The 16,012-nt window shown below is 62.4% G+C and carries 14 protein-coding genes; 8 read left to right on the top strand and 6 right to left on the bottom strand.

Annotated features, from left to right (window positions below):
* Window positions 1–101: 101 nt before the first annotated feature.
* The 5 genes from OCA5_RS16995 to rfbC all read left to right on the top strand — a co-directional run bounded on the left by OCA5_RS16995 (window position 102) and on the right by rfbC (window position 4,708).
* The gene (locus tag OCA5_RS16995) at window positions 102–1,145 is read left to right on the top strand and encodes a glycosyltransferase family protein (RefSeq protein ID WP_244396132.1); all 1,044 of its coding nucleotides are present in this window, start codon (window positions 102–104) and stop codon (window positions 1,143–1,145) included.
* Window positions 1,146–1,265: 120 nt separating this feature from the next.
* A complete protein-coding gene (gene rfbB / locus OCA5_RS17000) occupies window positions 1,266–2,351 on the top strand; it encodes a dTDP-glucose 4,6-dehydratase (RefSeq protein ID WP_012561729.1) in 1,086 nt (361 codons plus the stop codon).
* Window positions 2,348–3,259, top strand: a complete 912-nt coding sequence (gene rfbD, locus OCA5_RS17005; protein WP_012561728.1) for a dTDP-4-dehydrorhamnose reductase — start codon at window positions 2,348–2,350, stop codon at window positions 3,257–3,259. Before rfbB ends, rfbD begins: the two co-directional genes overlap by 4 nt.
* A gap of 13 nt (window positions 3,260–3,272) precedes the next feature.
* Complete coding sequence (rfbA, locus tag OCA5_RS17010) at window positions 3,273–4,166, top strand: glucose-1-phosphate thymidylyltransferase RfbA (protein WP_012561727.1); 894 nt, start codon at window positions 3,273–3,275, stop codon at window positions 4,164–4,166.
* The gene (gene rfbC / locus OCA5_RS17015; protein ID WP_012561726.1) at window positions 4,163–4,708 is read left to right on the top strand and encodes a dTDP-4-dehydrorhamnose 3,5-epimerase; all 546 of its coding nucleotides are present in this window, start codon (window positions 4,163–4,165) and stop codon (window positions 4,706–4,708) included. The genes rfbA and rfbC overlap by 4 nt, the downstream gene beginning before the upstream one ends.
* Window positions 4,709–4,920: 212 nt before the next feature.
* On the opposite strand, the gene OCA5_RS17020 is transcribed toward rfbC, so the two are convergent.
* The 3 genes from OCA5_RS17020 to OCA5_RS17030 all read right to left on the bottom strand — a co-directional run bounded on the left by OCA5_RS17020 (window position 4,921) and on the right by OCA5_RS17030 (window position 9,460).
* Window positions 4,921–5,784, bottom strand: a complete 864-nt coding sequence (locus OCA5_RS17020) for a sulfurtransferase (RefSeq protein ID WP_012561725.1) — start codon at window positions 5,782–5,784, stop codon at window positions 4,921–4,923.
* A gap of 79 nt (window positions 5,785–5,863) precedes the next feature.
* Entirely contained in the window at window positions 5,864–7,612 is a 1,749-nt protein-coding gene (locus OCA5_RS17025) for an NADPH-dependent assimilatory sulfite reductase hemoprotein subunit (protein WP_012561724.1), read from the bottom strand.
* A 12-nt stretch (window positions 7,613–7,624) separates the two neighbouring features.
* Complete coding sequence (locus OCA5_RS17030; RefSeq protein ID WP_012561723.1) at window positions 7,625–9,460, bottom strand: assimilatory sulfite reductase (NADPH) flavoprotein subunit; 1,836 nt, start codon at window positions 9,458–9,460, stop codon at window positions 7,625–7,627.
* Window positions 9,461–10,176: 716 nt separating this feature from the next.
* Here OCA5_RS17030 and OCA5_RS17035 point away from each other — a divergent pair.
* A complete protein-coding gene (locus tag OCA5_RS17035; RefSeq protein ID WP_012561721.1) occupies window positions 10,177–11,781 on the top strand; it encodes a PAS domain-containing sensor histidine kinase in 1,605 nt (534 codons plus the stop codon).
* 54 nt (window positions 11,782–11,835) lie between these two features.
* Window positions 11,836–12,222 (top strand): hypothetical protein, encoded by a 387-nt coding sequence (locus tag OCA5_RS17040; RefSeq protein WP_012561720.1) that lies wholly within the window; start codon window positions 11,836–11,838, stop codon window positions 12,220–12,222.
* Between the two features lie 224 nt (window positions 12,223–12,446).
* On the opposite strand, the gene OCA5_RS17045 is transcribed toward OCA5_RS17040, so the two are convergent.
* From OCA5_RS17045 to OCA5_RS17055, 3 genes are all read right to left on the bottom strand, one after another.
* Window positions 12,447–13,082, bottom strand: a complete 636-nt coding sequence (locus OCA5_RS17045; RefSeq protein WP_012561719.1) for a polysaccharide biosynthesis/export family protein — start codon at window positions 13,080–13,082, stop codon at window positions 12,447–12,449.
* A gap of 117 nt (window positions 13,083–13,199) precedes the next feature.
* Complete coding sequence (gene msrA, locus OCA5_RS17050; RefSeq protein ID WP_012561718.1) at window positions 13,200–13,856, bottom strand: peptide-methionine (S)-S-oxide reductase MsrA; 657 nt, start codon at window positions 13,854–13,856, stop codon at window positions 13,200–13,202.
* 62 nt (window positions 13,857–13,918) lie between these two features.
* Window positions 13,919–14,236 carry a hypothetical protein gene (locus OCA5_RS17055; protein WP_012561717.1) on the bottom strand — a complete coding sequence of 106 codons (318 nt, stop codon included), beginning with the start codon at window positions 14,234–14,236 and terminating at the stop codon, window positions 13,919–13,921.
* A gap of 346 nt (window positions 14,237–14,582) precedes the next feature.
* On the opposite strand from OCA5_RS17055, the gene rpsT reads away from it, so the two are divergent.
* On the top strand, window positions 14,583–14,849 hold the full coding sequence (gene rpsT / locus OCA5_RS17060) for a 30S ribosomal protein S20 (protein ID WP_012561716.1): 267 nt from the start codon (window positions 14,583–14,585) through the stop codon (window positions 14,847–14,849).
* The last annotated feature ends 1,163 nt before the right edge of the window (window positions 14,850–16,012 follow it).

Below are 16,012 nucleotides of genomic sequence, written 5' to 3' on the forward strand. Positions count from 1 at the left end.
CAGATTTCCACGGCCTGATGCGGGGAAAAATGCAAGCGCCGTTTTTATTACAACATTTCGCCTGAATAGGATATGCCGCTAAGGGCAACTCTGACGGGAATATGATGTTTGCCTCTCACCGCTACAGGTACATCCGGGATCCCAACCCGTTTATCCTTGCGCTGTCGTCGGACAAAGAGATCGGTGAGATTCGCATCCGCCCGTTTCTGGCGGCCTTGCTCGCGCGCGGTGTCATCTCCGGCTTTCAGCTTGCCGATCGCGATATGGTATCGATGGGGTGGCACAAGGATTTTTCCTTCACCCATATCTGGTGTCACCGCAACGTCTCCACGGCGCAGCACCGGTTTCTCCGGAAGCACGCAGAGGCGCCGATCATCTACGACATCGACGACCTTCTCCTCGCTCCGCCCGATTTCGTCAAAGCCCGCCCGCGCAACATGCGGCGGATTCAGTGGTGCCTCGATCACGCGCACACGATCACCACATCGACGGAAACCTTGCGCTCACATCTGCTCAATCAGGTTGCAAGCCCGAAACCAATCATCACGCTCAAGAACGGCCACGCCGGTTTCGCGCGATCGCCTCAACCTCAAATCAGGAAACAGGTGGTCTGGACCTCTGGCGATCACCCTTTCGTGTTGCGCAACGCGCCGGGATTCATGGACGGTCTTGCCGATGTCGTGAACCGTAACGATTACGAGATGATCCTGATCGGCCGGTTCGAGCCGGATCATATCGCGTCGTTCAAGCGCGTCAGGCTGATCCGGCGGATCGATTTTAATTCGTATCGCGAGGCATTGCGCCTGTTCGACGGCGCGATTGCACTTGCGCCCCTACCCGCCGGGCTGAAGCCGAAGAACCAGACATTCTTCGACGCGAAATCCGACATCAAGCTCCTCGATTATCTGTCGAGCGGCCTCGTGCCCGTGTGTACCAATTCCCCGCCCTATACCCGCTCGGAGCTCTACATTCCCGAACTGGGCGCGGAGGATGCCGACGATCTTTTGAAGAGACTGGAAAGCTGCATACAGGATCACGCCGGCTGGCTCGCGCGCATCGACAGCAAAATCCATGCAACAGGCATTCTCGATCAGCGCCGCTTCGATCGCCTGTCGCAGGAGCTGGACAGGATTTTCATCGCCTGACCCAGGACGCTCTATTTCGGAAGACTGCCCGCTAAAAACGCCGGTTTCAATCGACCCGATAATTTTTTATATTCGGTCAGAGTCGTTTTCCCGATCTAACCACGCTGAAAGCCCGTAAAAATGTCCTCTGCCGCCGGTCCCTCCGCTCCGATCATCGTCACTGGCGGTGCCGGATTCATCGGCTCCAACTTCATCCGTTGCTGGATCGCGAACGAGCCCACCGCCGTCATCAATCTCGACAAGCTGACCTATGCGGGAAATCTCGAAAACCTCAGCGACCTGCCGGGTGAACGTCTCGAATTCGTACATGGTGATATCTGCGACAGCGCGCTCGTCAAAGGTCTGCTCGCACGCCGCCGCCCGCGCGCGATCATTCATTTTGCCGCGGAATCCCATGTCGACCGATCCATTCACGGCCCGGACGCTTTCATCACCACCAATGTCGTCGGCACCTCGTGCCTTCTGGAATGCACGCGCGATTACTGGCAGCGCCTGCCCGCCGACGAGCAGGCCGCATTCCGCTTCATTCACGTCTCCACTGACGAGGTCTACGGCATGCTGACGCCGGAGGAGCCGGCGTTTACCGAGCAGCATCCGTTCCGGCCGAACAGCCCCTATGCCGCGTCGAAAGCCGCATCCGACCATATCGCCCGCGCCTGGCACCACACTTACGGGCTGCCGGTCATCACCACCAACTGCTCGAACAATTACGGGCCCTATCAGTTTCCCGAGAAGCTGATCCCGCTGATGATCCACAACGCCCTCGCCGGCAAGCCGTTGCCGGTCTATGGCGACGGCCTTCAGGTGCGCGACTGGCTTCATGTCGAAGACCATTGCGACGCCATCCGCAGCACGCTCGCTACGGGCCGTCTCGGCGAGACCTACAACATCGGCGGCAATAGCGAGAAGCCGAACATTGCGGTCGTGCAGACAATCTGCGACCTCTTGGATGCGGAGCGCCCGCGCGCCGACGGGAAATCCTATCGCACGCAGATCGCGTTCGTCACCGACAGGCCCGGTCACGACCGCCGTTACGCGATCGACTCCACAAAAATTCAAAGTGAGCTCGGCTGGACGCCGCGCGAGACGTTTGAGTCCGGCCTGCGCAAGACCGTCCGCTGGTATCTCGCCAATCAGGTCTGGACTGAGCGCGTGATCTCCGGCGCCTATCGCGACTGGATTGAAAAGAACTACGCCGCACGATGAACGAGCCACGCATCCTTCTTCTCGGTGCGGGCGGCCAAGTTGGAGCCGCGCTGCAGTCGCGCCTTGCATCGCAAGGGCAACTCACCGCCCACGACCGCACGAGCTGCGATCTTGGCGACCTCGATCGATTGCGGGACGCCGTGCGGGCGGCGCGGCCGAATCTTATCGTCAATGCCGCGGCCTATACCGCCGTCGACAAGGCCGAGACGGAAACCGCGCTCTGCGAGCGCATCAACGCCGATGCGCCGCGCATCCTCGCCGAGGAAGCGCGCGCCACAGGCGCATGGCTCATTCATTATTCGACCGACTATGTGTTCGACGGCACCAAGCCTACCGCCTACACCGAGAACGATGCGACGGCACCACTCAATGTTTACGGCCGCACCAAGCTCGCAGGCGACCGCGCGATCATGGACACGGCGACCGACTTCACCATCCTGCGCGTCAGTTGGGTCTATGGGGTGCGCGGGCGCAATTTTGCCAACACCATTCTGCGGCTTGCCGCCGAGAAGGATGAGTTGCGCATCGTGGCGGATCAGTTCGGCGCACCGACTTCGGCCGATCTGATTGCCGATACCACGGCCGGGATCGTCCGACAGCACATCTTCACGAAAGATCCTGCCAAAGCCGCCGCAGCACGGGGGCTTTTCAACCTCGCACCCGCCGGCCGCGCGACATGGCACAGCTACGCGCTTGCCCTTGTGCGCGAGGCCAGACGCCAGGGCCGGCCGCTGAAGCTCTCTGAAGAAAATATCCTTCCGATTCCGGCCGCGCAGTATCCGACCCCGGCGAAACGCCCGCAGAATTCCATGCTCGACACCGGCAAGATCCGCCGCCTACTCGGCCATGATTTGCCCGACTGGCAGCAGCCGCTCAAGGATTTCATTGCCCATTCACATCCGGCGTGAGAAACGAGGTGACATGACCTCCAAACGCAATCGCAAAGGCATTGTTCTCGCAGGCGGCTCGGGCACCCGGCTGCATCCTGCGACTATTGCCGTCAGCAAGCAGTTACTGCCGGTTTTCGACAAGCCGATGATCTACTATCCGTTGAGCGTGCTAATGCTCGCGGGCATCCGCGAAGTTCTGATCATCTCGACGCCGCAGGATACGCCGCGCTTCATCCAGCTGCTCGGCGACGGCTCGAAATGGGGCATGCAGCTCGACTATGCCGTGCAGGAGAAGCCGGAGGGCCTCGCCCAGGCGCTCACCATCGGCGCGCCGTTCATCAGCAATGACGATGTCGCGCTCGTTCTCGGCGACAACATCTTTCACGGCCACGGCCTGCTGTCGCATCTCAAGGAAGCGTCCACGCGCGAGCAGGGTGCGACTGTATTCGCCTATCGCGTCGACGATCCCGAACGTTACGGCGTGATCGAATTCGACGAGCAACACCGCGCACGCTCGATCGAGGAAAAGCCGAAGGCGCCGAAATCGCGCTTTGCGGTCACCGGCCTTTATTTCTACGATAACACCGCGATCGACTATGCGCGTTCGATCAAGCCATCCGCCCGTGGCGAGCTCGAGATCACCGACGTCAACCGCTGCTATCTGGAGAAAGGCGCGCTCAACGTTGCGGTGCTCGGCCGCGGCTTTGCGTGGCTCGATACCGGCACGCATGAATCGCTTCTGGAGGCGAGCCAGTTCGTGGCCACGCTCGAACACCGTCAGGGCATGAAGGTCGCCTGTCTGGAAGAGATCGCCTACAATCAGAAATGGATCAGCGCCGCGGAACTCGATGCGCAGGCAACGGCGCTCGGCAAGACTGCCTATGGCCACTACCTGAAATCGCTGCTGGATGGAGATTTCGCATGACGGCCGCAGCGGCAACACTCGATGGCGTCGTGGTGATCGAGCCGCAGGTATTCACCGACGCGCGTGGTTATTTTTTCGAGAGCTTCAACGCCGAGCGCTTCCGTGAACGCGTAGCCAGAGACGTGACCTTCGTGCAGGACAATCAGTCCCTGTCGCGCAAGGGCGTGGTGCGCGGCCTGCACTATCAGATCGCGCCGAAGGCTCAAGGCAAGCTGGTGCGGGCGCTGGCAGGCGAGATTTTCGACGTCGCCGTCGATATCCGGAAAGGCTCGAAGCAATTCGGCCAATGGTTCGGCACCATCCTCAGCGCGGAAAACAAGAAGCAGCTCTGGGTGCCGGAAGGATATGCCCACGGCTTTCAGGTGCTGAGCGAGACCGCCGAGGTGCTCTACAAGACCACCGACTTCTGGTCGGCCGCGCATGAGCGCGCCATCCGCTGGGACGACCCGACGCTTGCGATCGACTGGCCGCTCAAGGAGGGTTGCATCGTGTCGGGGAAAGACGGCGAAGCGCCGCTTCTTGCTGACGCGACGCTGTTCTGAGCGCACGCTTTGGCAGCCGCAATTTCGACACGTCATTGCCGGGCTTGACCCGGCAATCCATCCACTTTTTTAAAGATGGATGCGCGGATCAAGTCCGCGCATGACGACGGATGATTTCTCGCGTTAATGAACGCTCCCAAGCGGGACACACCGACATATTAAAACGGCGGGCTAAGGCCCGCCGTTTTCGTTGCTGCGATGATTCCGGCGCGTTACTTGCCGAGCCACACCGTGCCGGTTTTGTTGGTGACCGGCACGCCGACCGCGTTGCCGTACTCGGTCCACGAACCGTCATAGTTACGGACCTCGTAGCCGAGAATGCGCTTCAGCGCGAACCACGAGTGGCTCGAGCGCTCGCCGATGCGGCAATAGGTGATCACCGGCTTGGAGCCATCGACGCCCTTGTCGGCATAGATCTTGCGGATTTCATCGACCGGCTTGAAGGTGCCGTCATCGTTGACGATGGTGCCCCACGGCACGTTCTCCGCGCCCGGAATATGACCGGCGCGGATCGACAACTCCTTGACGCCTTCCGGCGCGAAAATCTTGCCGAGATATTCGTCGGGCGAGCGGATATCGATCAGCTTGCCGGCGACGCGGCCTTCGACGACATCGAGCACGTTGGAGAGCCGCGCGCGCAGCTTCTCGTTGCGCTCACTGAGCGTGATCTGCGAGGCAGCGAACGACGGCACATCCGCCGTCACCGGCAGCTTGCGGGCTTCCCACAGCTTGCGGCCGCCATCGAGCAGCTTGACCTGCGCACCGAGCCCATAGACGTCGAGCACCCACGCGCCCCAGGCCGCGAACCAGTTGTTGTGGTCGCCATAGATAACGATGGTGGTGTCGGCCTCGACGCCCGCCTTGCGCAGCGTCGCCTGCAGCTTCTCGCGCGAAGCGATATCCCGGTTCACCGTGTCGACGAGATCGACGTGCCAGTCGAGATTGACCGCGCCCGGAATGTGCGCGCTGGCATAGACGCCGGGATCGACGCTGACTTCGAAAATCCGCACCTTCGGATTGTTCAGATTGTCCTTGACCCAATCGGCCGTGACGAGAGGAGAATTTGCATTTGCCATATCGTACCCTTCTTTCAGTTGAGAGGCGGAGATCCGCGGTCGCATGGTGCGGCGACGGCCACTCCGCGGTGCTTGAAAATCAATCGTTGAAGTAACGGCCCTCCTTCACTTCCGCGACGTAACCGGCGCGGATGGCGAAGTCGCCGAAATGCTCGCCCGGCGTGCGCTCCCGCGCGAAATGGCCGAGCACCTTGTCGAGCGCGTCGAGGATGGCGCTCTCGCCGACATTTTCGAGATACATCTTGTTGAGGCGCTCGCCGTGAAAGCCGCCGCCGAGATAGAGATTGTATTTGCCCGGCGCACGGCCGGTCAGCGCGATCTCGGCAACGTAGGGCCGCGCGCAGCCGTTCGGGCATCCGGTCATGCGGATGGTGATCGGCTCGTCCGTCAGACCATATCGTTCGAGCAGCGGCTCGATCTTGCTGATGAGATCAGGCAGATAGCGCTCGCTCTCGGCCATCGCGAGGCCGCAGGTCGGCAGCGCGACGCAGGCCATCGAGTTGAGCCGCAACTGGCTCCGCGTCTCGAACGCATCGAGGCCATATTCCTTCATCACCTCCTCGATCGCCGGGCGGTCTTCCGGGGCGATGTCGGCGATGATGAGATTCTGGTTCGGCGTGATACGGAAATGGCCCTTGTGAACGCGGGCAATCTCGCGCAGGCCGTCCATCAGCGGCTGGCCGGGATGGTTGATCACGCGCCCGTTCTGGATGAACAGCGTGCAATGCCAGTGGCCGTCCTCGCCCTTGACCCAGCCAAGCGGATCGCTGTTCGAGGTGAAGGTGTAGAGCGCCGCCGGTGCGAGTTCGAAGCCGAGCCGGCGTTCGATCTCGGCCTTGATCCAGTCGAGACCCTTGTCGTCGATGGTGTACTTGAAGCGCGCATGGAGGCGATCGACACGGTCGCCATAGTCGCGCTGCACCGACATCACCGCATCGATGGTCTGGAACAATTTGTCGACACCAACATAGCCGATCACGCTCGCAAGACGCGGATAGGTTTTCGGCGCCTGATCGGTGCGACCGAGCCCGCCACCGATCGCGACGTTAAAGCCTGCAAGCTTGCCGCGCTTGACGATAGCAATGAAGCCGAGATCCTGCGCGTAGACGTCGATGTCGTTGGAGGGCGGCACCGCAAAGCCGATCTTGAATTTGCGCGGCATGTAGGTGCGGCCGTAGAACGGCTCCTCGCTGCCGTCCGGCGCCGACTTCACGGTCGAGGGATCGCGCTCCTCCTCGTACCAGATTTCGCGATAGGCGCCGGTGCGATGCAGCGCATGCTCGCTCGCCTGCTTGGCCAGCGCATAGACGTCGGCGTGCACCTTCGAGACCAGCGGATTGACGGTCGCCATCACGCCGCGGGTGTCGTCGCCGCAGGCGGCCTTGGTGTCGAGCACCACCTCGCGCAGCCCCTGCAGCGCGGGACGCAGGTGATGCTTGAGGACGCGATGAAGCTGGAAGGTCTGCCGCGTCGTCAGCCGCAGCGTGTTGCCCGCATAGGCGCGGCCGAGCTCGTCAAGCTTGAGCCACTGGCTCGTGCTGCAAACGCCGCCCGGCAACCGCACGCGCGCCATGAAGGAGTAAGCCGCTTCCAGCTTCTGGCGGCGGCGTTCGTCGCGGATGTCGCGGTCATCCTGCTGATAGATGCCGTGAAACTTCATCAGCTTGTTGTCGCTCGGATCGACCGCGAGCGTGATCGGATCGGCGAGGCTCTGCGCGATGGTGCCGCGAAGCTGATCGCTGTTGGCCTTCAGCGTCTCGTCCGGGCCGAGTTTGTCGAGCGGCTGGGAGACATCGCGGCTGCGATCGACCTTGACTTTCAAATCCATAACATCGTGCCCTTAGTAAACATCGAGCAGATAGCGGCGGTCGCGCTGCAGCGATGCGAGATAGTCCTTCGCGGCCTCATCGCTCAGCCCGCCATGCGTCTCGACGATATTGGCCAGTGCGCCGTGCACGTCGGGCGCCATCCGCGCGGCATCGCCGCAGACATAGAGATGCGCGCCCTCTTCGAGCCAGGCGGAGATGTCGCGGCCCTGCGCACGCAGGCGATCCTGCACATAGACCTTGTCGGCGCCGTCGCGCGAGAAGGCGATATCCATCCGGCTCAGCACGCCGCTCTTCAACAGCCCCTGCCACTCGACCTGATACAGAAAGTCGCTGCGGAAGTTGCGCTCGCCGAAGAACAGCCAGGAACGGCCGCTCGCGCCTTCCACCTCACGCTGCTGCATGAAGGCGCGATAGGGCGCAACGCCCGTGCCGGCGCCGATCATGATGATCGGCACGTCGTTCGTGGGCAGATGGAAATGCGCGCTCGGCTGGATATAGACCGGCAGCGTCGCATCCTCATCCGTGAGCGAGGCAAGATAGCCCGAGGCGACACCGGCGCGCGGCACATCGTGCAGATCGTAACGCACGGTGCTGACGGTGAGATGGACCTCATCGGGTGCGGCCGCGAGGCTCGAGGCAATCGAATAAAGCCGGGGCTGCAGCGGACGCAGACCCGCCAGCAGCGACGCCGGCTCGATCCCCGGCGCCGGGAAGCGCGTCACGATATCGAGGACATGATGCGTGTTGAGGAACGCGGTGCGCGCCGCACCCTCCTCCGGGCTCGCAAGCCGCTTCAGTTCGGCGGCGCCGGTGACGGACGCCCAATGCTCGATAAAGCGCGGCGTCGCGGCGGTGATCTCGAAGGCGCGATTGAGTGCATCCTGCAGCGAGAGCGTTTGCTGCTTCACCGTCACCGATGCATTCGGATCGAGCTTGAGCTGTTCGATGAGTGCCGCGACCACGGCGGAATCGTTGCGCGGCACGACGCCGAGCGCATCGCCCGGCTGATACGACAGGCCGGAGCCTTCCAGCGACAATTCGATATGCCGCGTCTCCTTGGAGGAGCCGCGCCCCGTCAGCACGATGTTGTCGATCACGCGCGCGGGGAACGGGTTCTTCTTGTCGAAGGCGCTGACGGCGACAGGCACGGCACCCGATGCAACAGCTACGGCTGCGGTAGCCGGGGTCGCAGCCGCTTGTGATGGCGCAAGGCGGCTCAGCATATCCGCATGCCAGGCGGCCGCGGGCTCCTCATAATCGACATCGCAATCGACGCGATCGGCAATGCGCTGCGCGCCCAGCTCCTCAAACCTGCGATCGATGCGCTTGCCCGCCTCGCAATATTTCTCGTACGTCGAATCGCCAAGCGCCAATACCGCGAAGCGCAGGTTCGGCAACTTCGGCGCCTTGCGGCTTTCCAGAAACTCGAAGAAGGCGACACCCGCCTGCGGCGGATCGCCTTCGCCATGGGTCGCGGTGACGACGATGAGGTCCTGCTCGTCCTTGAGGCCGCGCACCTTGTAGTCGGCCATGTTGGTGGCGCGGGCATCGATGCCCTGCGTCCTGGCGGCATCGGCAAGCGCCTTGGCGAGCGCCGCGCTGTTGCCGGTCTCGCTTGCGTAAAGAACGTTGAGCGTGCGGGTCGCAAGCGCAACGGGTGCCGCTGCCGCGACCGGCGGCGCGAGATTCGTCGCGGCCGCATTCGTACCAAGCCGGAACGCATCGCCAAGTCCGGAGAAGTAACCGCTGATCCACGTCACCTGCTCGGGCGACAGCGTCGCGGCGAGCGATCTGACATGCTGCCATTGATCTTCGGAGAGGCCTGGGCCCGGAAACATCTTTGTCATCGCAATCCTGCTCTTCGTGCAGCACGAACCCTACGGGCTCGCAGATTCTCTCTCGTCAAAAGCGGCTGCGCGACGTGGCCGTCACTGCGCAATCTGGTGAGAGACAAGTCGTTTTGCTACGTTGTATGCCGCTGTGCAAATGTGCGAGGCGATATAATCCGCAGCAACGAACACACGGAAAAATGCGCGAGAGAACGCTCTTTTGCTTTCCCGCGCGCACGCGAAACATCCTCACTGCGACGCGATCACGATCCGGAATATCTTTCTGCGCGCATGCGCGATTGACGCGTCAGCCACGTGGAAAAATTTTTTTTGATTGCACGCGCGCAAGGGCGCGTTCGGTCCGTTTTCCGGAACTTGCGCGCACGCACTCCGAACAGAGAGGCCAGCCAACCCCTCGACAGACCGCCGCGTCGGTCGGGACGTAAGACGGAGAGGCGGCCGGGTGTGGTGAGCCTTTCGAGCGGCGGCCCTGGGGCGGGCGCGAGCCTTCCCGCGGAAGCCTCCGACAGGGTCCCGTCATGACCCCGGCATCCCCGGACCACGACCAAAGCCCAATGCCTCGCCTACGGGTAACTACTACCTATGGCCCCCCTGCCCGGCCGGTAACCATGCGGGTATAAATTACCCCCTCCAGACACCAAAAAGCCTGGAACGAACCGGCTACCCCGATGTTAGTGAGCATTGGCGCGGCCTGAGCCCGCTCTTGAGGGATCATGGAATCTCCCGATCGCTACTCCGCGTCACTGACTGAAGATGGCCGCTACCGTCTCCTTGTCGAGGCAGTCATCGACTATGCCATCTACATGTTGGACCCCAACGGCACCATCACCAGCTGGAACCCCGGCGCACAGCGCCTGAAGGGCTATACGACCGACGAAATCATCGGCCAGCACTTCTCCCGCTTCTACTCGGCAGAGGACCGCAAGGACGGCCTGCCGGCACGGGCGCTGGAGACCGCGCGCCGCGAAGGCAAGTTCGAGAGCGAGGGCTGGCATATCCGCAAGGACGGCACCCGCTTCTGGGCCTATGTCGTCATCGACCCGATCCGCTCGCCCGACGGCACCGTGGTCGGCTACGCCAAGATCACCCGCGATCTCACCGAGCGGCGCAACTCGCAACTGCTGCTCGATCAGACCCGCGAAGCGCTCACGCATTCGCAGAAGATGGAAGCGATCGGCCAGCTCACCGGCGGCATCGCCCACGACTTCAATAATCTGCTGATGGCGGTGATGGGCAGCCTTGAACTGATGCGCAAGCGCCTGCCCGACGACCCCAAGCTTCATACCTTTCTCGAGAACGCCCTGCAGGGCGCGCGCCGCGGCGCCACGCTGACCCAGCGCATGCTCGCCTTCGCGCGCCGTCAGGATCTCGTGCAGGAAGCGATCGACATTCCCGCATTGGTGCGCGGCATGACCGATCTGCTGCAGCGTTCGCTCGGCCCCACCATCAACATCCAGACCCAGTTTCCGCTGGTGATGGCGCCGGCCTTCGCCGACTTCAACCAGCTCGAGATGGCGCTTCTCAATCTCGCGATGAACGCCCGCGACGCCATGCCGAAGGGCGGCGAGGTGATCATTTCGGCGCGCGAAGAAACCATCACCGAGAACAATCGGCTGCGGCTTCCGCCCGCGGATTACGTCTGCCTCAGCGTGCAGGACGCCGGCACCGGCATGGACGCCGAAACGCTGCGCCGTGCCTCGGAGCCGTTCTTCACCACCAAGGGCGCCGGCAAGGGCACAGGCCTCGGCCTGCCGATGGTGCATGGCCTCACCGAGCAATGCGGCGGCCGCTTCGTCCTGCAGAGCGCGGTCGGCAAGGGCACCACCGCCGAGGTGTGGCTGCCTGTCGCCAAGCCGAAACTGCCGGGTGTCGAAAAAGCGCTGCAGATCATGCAGACCCGCACCGACCAGGAATCGCTCGTGGTGCTCGCGGTCGATGACGATGCGCTGGTGCTGACCAATACGGTCGCGATGCTCGAAGACCTCGGCCATATCGGCGTTGCCGCCGCCTCGGCCACGGAAGCGCTGGAGATTCTGCGCACGCGGGACGGCATCGATCTCGTCATCACCGATCAGGCGATGCCGCAGACCACCGGCCTTGAACTCATCCAGTCGATCAAGGCGCAGTGGCCGCAGCTTCCAGTCATTCTCGCGACCGGCTTTGCCGAACTGGATCGCGGCGCAGGCGTGGGCGTGCCCAAACTCGCCAAGCCGTTCACGCAGGCCGATCTTGCGCGCGAGATTCTGGACGCAACCGGCAATCCGGCACGTCAGGATCAGAGCAGCATCATCCAGTTCCGGCAGGGCGCGGCTTCCTGAGCATACCGCGCCTTCCCGCTTGCCTTCGGCCGCGGGAATGCAAACAATCGCGCCATGACAACGACAGCCATCACACTGCGCCGCGCGTGTCTCGCGCTCGGCCTGTTCCTCTCCACCTTAAGCGCGGCATTGGCGCTCGCCACGTCGCCCGCAAATGCGCAGGAGCCCGCGCGGCTGCCGTTCACCGCGACGCTGTCGAATACCGCGCCACTTGCGTTCGGCATGGATCAGGAGAGCGTGGCGGCAGCTCTCGGCGCACCGCTCACTTATGTGCGGGGCTCACCCGGCAACGAGACCTTCGTCGTGATCCGCATGGTCAACGGCGACGGTTTCCTGTTCCGGAAAGATCCGCTCTATCTGCAATTCCGCCACGGCCGCCTCACCGGATGGAAAGGCAACTGGAGCCGCGACTGGCTCTGGCGAAACAAGGCGATTTTCTAGGCAATCGCTTGTTGACGAAGCCGCTTGAGGCGGCATCGCTGACAACACCCGCGATGCACTCCCTCTCCCCGTCGGGCAGAGGGTTGGGGTGAGGGGCTCTAAATGCCTCGATTGAATACCTAGTCCCCCTCACCCGGATCGCATACGCGATCCGACCTCTCCCCAACGGGGAGAGGTGAAGGAGACATCGCGGCAAAAACGATCAGAACTGATCGACGCCGTCTCTAGAACCAGCGCTCGCCGATGAGAAGGGTGTCGCCGGGCTTCAGCGTCGTCGCGAGCGGCACCATGCTGGTGAGCGGCCCCGCGGGATACGTCCGCGTCAGCTTCACTTCGCCGCGCTGCGCCCGCGGCGTAAAGCCGCCGGCAATCGCCACCGCGCTCTCCGCCGTCATGTTCGGCACATAAGGATACTGGCCGGGTGCAGTGACCTCGCCGAGAATGAAGAACGGCCGGTAGGCTTCGATCTCCACCGCCACATAGGGCTCGCGGATATAGCCGTGCTTGAGCCGCGCGGTGATAACGCCTGCAAGCTCGGCCGGCGACAACCCTTTGGCGCGCACCCCGCCGATCAGCGGCATGGTGATCGAACCGCCGGCATCGACCGCATAGGTATTGCTGAGCCCCTCCTGCCCGAACACGACGATGCGAAGCTTGTCGCCGGCATCGAGCCGGTAGGGCCCTTCAGTCGCGGCATAGGCGTTGGCAACGCGGGCCGGCATCACCGGGGCGCTACCCCGATAGGCAAGTGCATCGAGATCGGCGCGGGACGTCGAGACGGGCGTGGGGGTGCGCATGCAGCCCGACATCGCGAGCGCAAGAACGCCGGTCACGATCAACGACAAACGAGGGGCGCGCACCAACCGCTCCGATCCTGCCCTTCTTCAAATGAAGGGTTCGTCCCGGTTTGCCGCAACTATGGTTAACAAAGGGTAAGTGCGCCATTTCGCGCGCGCTGAGAACGCGCATGAAGTGTGTTACGCGCCGACGCCGGTGCCGATCTGGCAGGTGACGCCGGTGCCGCCGAGCCCGCAATAGCCGCCGGGATTCTTGGCGAGATATTGCTGGTGATAATCCTCGGCGAAATAGAAGTCGGCGAGCGGTGCGATCTCGGTGGTGATCGCCGGAAAGCCCTGCTCCGCCAGCGCCGCCTCATAGGCCGCTTTCGATGCGAGTGCGGCTTTCATCTGCGCCTCGCTCGTCGTGTAGATGGCCGAGCGATACTGCGTGCCGACATCGTTGCCCTGACGCATGCCCTGCGTCGGGTCGTGGCTCTCCCAGAACGTCTTCAGAAGGTCGTCATAGGAGATGGCGTTCGGGTCGAACACCACGAGCACCGCCTCGGTATGGCCGGTGAGGCCGCTGCAGGCTTCCTCATAGGTCGGGTTCGGCGTCGAACCGCCGGCATAGCCGACAGCCGTGACGTAAACCGCATCACCCAATTGCCAGAACTTGCGTTCCGCGCCCCAGAAGCAGCCGAGCCCGAACACAGCGGTCTCCAGGCCTGCGGGATAAGGCCCCTTCAAGGCATGGCCGTTGACGAAATGGCTTTGTGCGGTCGGGATCGGTTGCGGCCTGCCGGGCAGCGCGTCGGCGGCAGTCGGAATGGCGAGCGGTTTGCGGGCAAAAAACATGGGAGGCCTCCTGCGGCTGCCTCCCTATATAGGCGCTGTCGCCGTGTGTCGGGAGAGGAGCCTCAGTCGCGGCCGTAACCGATCAACGGCTTCGGCGGGCGGAACAACACAAGCAGAACGATGCCGACGACGCCGAGCACCACGCAGGCCGGCTGGTTCAGCACCACCTTGGCGACATGGTCCCAGAGAAAGGCCGAGGTCTCTTCAAGGCGAATCTGGAAGGCCCGCTGGCTCGCCTGATGGATGTCGTTCCAGAAATCGCCGAGGCGGGTCAGCCGCAGGGTCTGGTCCGCGATCGAACGCGCGCCGTCATAGACGAGGAAAATGAAAGCCCCCGCCAGCAGCAGCAGACCGATGAGGCGAAACAGACCGCGGATCATGAGCCCCCCTTGCCCGATGTCAGCGGCAATACCGGGCCGGGCCGTAAAATTCAACCGGAACCCCGGATTCCGCTGAAATCGGGCGGTTTTTCCGCTCGATCCGGGCGCTGATGCAGCCTCGATAGAGGGCTTGGGAAGTCGTTGACGGAAAACCACCGCCCCCTTATAAGGAGGCGCAATAGGCGGCGGAGAAATCCGGCCGCCGCTGTTCTTTAAGGCGCGTCCCCGAATCTCGCAGGCGCTTGCCTTCCGGGACGCGGAACATCAATTTCATTGCATCGGCTTTTGCCGAGCACGACCAGCCCGGCCTCTCTGACAGAGTGCCGCCGAAGGACGTAAAGAGACCATGGCCAATACGACTTCCGCCAAGAAGGCGACCCGCAAGATCGCCCGCCGCACCGCGGTCAACAAATCCCGCCGGACCCAGATGCGCGGATCGGTCCGCCTGGTCGAGGCCGCCATTCTGAAGGGCGACCGCGCCGCGGCCGTCGAGGCGATGAAGCAGGCAGAGCCGCAGCTCATGCGCGCCGCCCAGCGCAGCATCATTCACAAGAACACCGCGAGCCGGAAAGTCTCGCGTCTCGTTGCGCAGATCGCCAAGCTCGCGCAGTAAGATTTTTCGTCGCAGAACGATTCAAAGGCCCGGGTCTCCCGGGCCTTTTTGTTTGCGGCGATTTGTTTCCCGCGATCTCTTCTCTCGGTTGCACTTTCGTCGAGCGGTCACCGGTTACGGTCATCGCAGAGTGACGCATGCATGTTGCGACCTTCGCAACACCACGATCCGCTTCGTCTTTCGACGCACCACACGCGCAACCAACGCGTCATAACGGACGTCAAGGCGCGTACGCGCCGTGCGGCAACGCGCTTTCCGTCTGTCAACAGGCGAACGCTTGCGAGGCGCAGTTGCACACGGGAGTTACCCTATGTGGATGAACAGAAATTAGCGCGACTCGATAATCACTTATCGGCATAGCGCGACGAAGCACTTTGAAAACGCAATTTGCCGCCGGGCAAACGTAAACAATTTATGAAGGTTCTTTTTTCACGCGCCGGTTTTGCCACAACACTGGCTGCTCGCGAATCTCAACGGAGATTCAAAACCTTGGCGAATCGTTTCGTATGCGGGCGCAATGCATCGCCCGCACTTGCGTGCGCAATTTCCGCGCATGCAAAAAATCATTCCATTGCGGGAAGTTTAGCCTCGTGTATTTCTTACTCCGTCGCGGCGCCCCGCGGCTGATCGGATCGAGCGGTCGTTGAGAAAAACCGTCGATCGAAAAGACAACGGGCGGACGTGCAGTCTACGAGTGCAGGTTTAAGCGACGTATCCTCAGTGATGATGGAGACACAACTCACACGATTTGTGAGACCGGCTTGCTATGTCGAAATCGCCTTCTCTGTAACGGCTCGGCCGAAACGGAAGAAAAGTCGAAACGCAAAGCAGCCTCTTCGTCGGCGCCGAGGGTTGGAGTGGGGTACGGCTGGCGGATCGCAAACGGCAAGCAGGATGATCTTCGATCCTGTCGACGATTTGGGAACCGTGGCCACAGCAGGCCGCTGCGAACGACGCAGCTCAAAGGGGGAAGCTATGGCATTCGAGACGTCTTTCGACATCCTCGACGTTCATTGCTCGATCATGACCGGACCGGCTGAAAAGCGTCCGGCACGCGTCCTCCGCCATTGCATCCTGCGCCCTCCGAGTACGCGCTGACCCCCAGCCTTTCTTCCTTCAAAGAAACCCTTGCCAGACGGCGCTTTCTGCCGGCGGCGGAGCTT

The sequence above is a fragment of the Afipia carboxidovorans OM5 genome, from assembly GCF_000218565.1.
GTDB classification, from domain to species: Bacteria; Pseudomonadota; Alphaproteobacteria; order Rhizobiales; family Xanthobacteraceae; genus Afipia; species Afipia carboxidovorans.

Coding starts and splice junctions, on each gene's coding strand:
- rfbA (WP_012561727.1), top strand. CDS start 3,273: ATGACCTCCAAACGCAATCGCAAAGGCATTGTTCTCGCAGGCGGCTCG.
- OCA5_RS17055 (WP_012561717.1), bottom strand. CDS start 14,236: ATGATCCGCGGTCTGTTTCGCCTCATCGGTCTGCTGCTGCTGGCGGGG.
- OCA5_RS17025 (WP_012561724.1), bottom strand. CDS start 7,612: ATGGATTTGAAAGTCAAGGTCGATCGCAGCCGCGATGTCTCCCAGCCG.
- rfbC (WP_012561726.1), top strand. CDS start 4,163: ATGACGGCCGCAGCGGCAACACTCGATGGCGTCGTGGTGATCGAGCCG.
- msrA (WP_012561718.1), bottom strand. CDS start 13,856: ATGTTTTTTGCCCGCAAACCGCTCGCCATTCCGACTGCCGCCGACGCG.
- OCA5_RS17030 (WP_012561723.1), bottom strand. CDS start 9,460: ATGACAAAGATGTTTCCGGGCCCAGGCCTCTCCGAAGATCAATGGCAG.
- OCA5_RS17020 (WP_012561725.1), bottom strand. CDS start 5,784: ATGGCAAATGCAAATTCTCCTCTCGTCACGGCCGATTGGGTCAAGGAC.
- OCA5_RS16995 (WP_244396132.1), top strand. CDS start 102: ATGATGTTTGCCTCTCACCGCTACAGGTACATCCGGGATCCCAACCCG.
- OCA5_RS17040 (WP_012561720.1), top strand. CDS start 11,836: ATGACAACGACAGCCATCACACTGCGCCGCGCGTGTCTCGCGCTCGGC.
- rpsT (WP_012561716.1), top strand. CDS start 14,583: ATGGCCAATACGACTTCCGCCAAGAAGGCGACCCGCAAGATCGCCCGC.
- OCA5_RS17035 (WP_012561721.1), top strand. CDS start 10,177: ATGGAATCTCCCGATCGCTACTCCGCGTCACTGACTGAAGATGGCCGC.
- rfbD (WP_012561728.1), top strand. CDS start 2,348: ATGAACGAGCCACGCATCCTTCTTCTCGGTGCGGGCGGCCAAGTTGGA.
- rfbB (WP_012561729.1), top strand. CDS start 1,266: ATGTCCTCTGCCGCCGGTCCCTCCGCTCCGATCATCGTCACTGGCGGT.